The sequence below is a fragment of the Aeromonas sp. QDB68 genome (assembly GCF_027707405.1).
Taxonomy (GTDB): Bacteria; Pseudomonadota; Gammaproteobacteria; order Enterobacterales; family Aeromonadaceae; genus Aeromonas; species Aeromonas caviae.
On record NZ_JAPCIQ010000192.1, the window covers coordinates 1 to 1,867 of the forward strand.

Here is a 1,867-nt window from a genome sequence, read left to right on the forward strand (position 1 = left end):
GCGAGCAGCTATCACCCAGTAATGGGAATCCCCCTCCTGTGACGCGAAGCGCTAAGGTGGGGGAGGATGTCAAGGTGGTTATCTGTTCACTGATGTTGTCATGGATCTCGTGGCCGAGCTTGAGCTCCTGGGCGGTGATCTGGATGAGTGCCAGCCGTGTCTTCAGACTGTGGGCGAGATCATTGAGGGCATGCTGGTAGCGCTGGGTCTGCTGGCGCTCGTTCTCCAGCAGCTGGTTGACCGATTCTGTCAGCGGTGTCAGCTCCCGCTCGTAGTCGCTGGACAACTCCTCCCGCGTGCCGGCGCGGATCTCGTCGATCTGTCGTGCCATGGTTCGCAGGGAGGAGAGGCTCCAGAAGCTGGTGAGCAGCAGCAGGGCGCCCAGCAGGCTGTAGGCAAGCAGGGCCTGGCGAATGCAGCGGTAGAGATAGTCTCGGGTCTGGGCTTGGTAGCGTTTGGCGGAATCGACCATGACCACGTAGTAGGTGGTGGGGCCGTCACCATGATTGCGCAGGAAGCGCAGACTGTAGATGAAGTAGCTCTCGCCGTTCTTGATGGTGTGCAGCTTGAAGAAATAGTCCTGATCAAGCCCGCCAAGGTACCTCATCAGGTCCCGACAGATGGTCTCCTTGATGGTGACTACCTCGGGCATGTGCAGGCTGGACCAGCTCAGCTCCCCGTCGGCGCGGCAGATCAGGGTGTCGAGATTGGGGTCGATGGCATCCGGGGTGAGGCTGCCTAGATCCGTGATGGCGTGGGGTTCAGGCTGCTTGGAAGAGAACAGCTTGGAGAGGTTCTCCTGCATGCGGACACTGGCCTTCTGGGCCTGCTCCTCGGTGTGGCCGAGGTAGAGTATATAGACGGAGAAGGCCATGATGAGCGCGATGACCAGCATGGCGCTCATCATCAGCTTGAGATGCAGCGAGCGGCGGATCAGTGTCATGGGGTTCAGCATGGAGGGCCTATCAACTGCAGGAGAGGTTGAAGATGTAGCCCTGCCGGCGGATGGTGGAGATGGGCTGGATGCTCCCCTCCGGATCCAGCTTCTTGCGCAGGCGACTCACCATGACCTCTATGGTGTTGGGATCCCCTTCGCCGTCCCCATAGAGCTGATCCAGCAGCTGCTGTTTGGAAACCACCTGACGGGCGTTGCGCATCAGGTACTCCAGGATCAGGTACTCGAAGCTGGTGAGCACGGTGACTTCACCGGAGATAGTCAGCTCCTTGCGAGAGAGATCCAGCTCATAGTCACCTGCCTTCACTCTGGGGGAGATGAAACCGGCGCTGCGCCGTACCAGAGCGTTGAGACGGGCGAGCAACTCGTCCTTCTGGAAGGGCTTGACCAAGTAGTCATCGGCACCGGCTTCGAGCCCCTCCACCTTGTCCTGCCAGTTGCCCCTGGCGGTCAACACTATGATGGGGAAGGGGATCTGCTGCTCGCGCAGGCGGCTGATGAGCTGCAGACCGTCCATGTCCGGCAGGCCAAGGTCGATGATGGCCACGTCGATGGGATAGTCGGCCGCGTAGTGCAGCGCCACCTGGGCATTGTCCGTGCTGTGCACCTGATTCTGGGCCTCGGTCAGCAGCGTGGAGAGGTGGTGATTGAGCAGCTTGTCGTCTTCGACCAGTAGGATTTTCATAAGATGCATGATGATAAGGGTCCAGGCTGTCAATTAGAGGGTCAAGAAGAGGGCGAGTCAATCCGGATCCTACCTGACCCCCCTGTATCGGGACTGAATCATGCCTGCCTTTATCCCCGTTCTTTATTTCGCCATGAGCATCAGAGTTAAGGAAGGTGCGAATAAGCGGGGAAATTCTTCTCGGCTGACTCAGTCATTTCATTTCTTCATGTTTGAGCCGATTTTTT

2 protein-coding genes are annotated in these 1,867 nt (G+C 58.5%); both read right to left on the bottom strand.

Translation table 11 applies throughout. The features are described 5' to 3' along the window. Positions 1-943, bottom strand: a 943-nt coding sequence (locus PG892_RS22110; protein ID WP_270825883.1) for a histidine kinase, incomplete at its 3' end; no start/stop codon positions are given. A 22-nt stretch (positions 944-965) separates the two neighbouring features. Continuing rightward, positions 966-1,640, bottom strand: a complete 675-nt coding sequence (locus PG892_RS22115) for a response regulator (RefSeq protein WP_167576612.1) — start codon at positions 1,638-1,640, stop codon at positions 966-968. Positions 1,641-1,867: the final 227 nt, after the last annotated feature.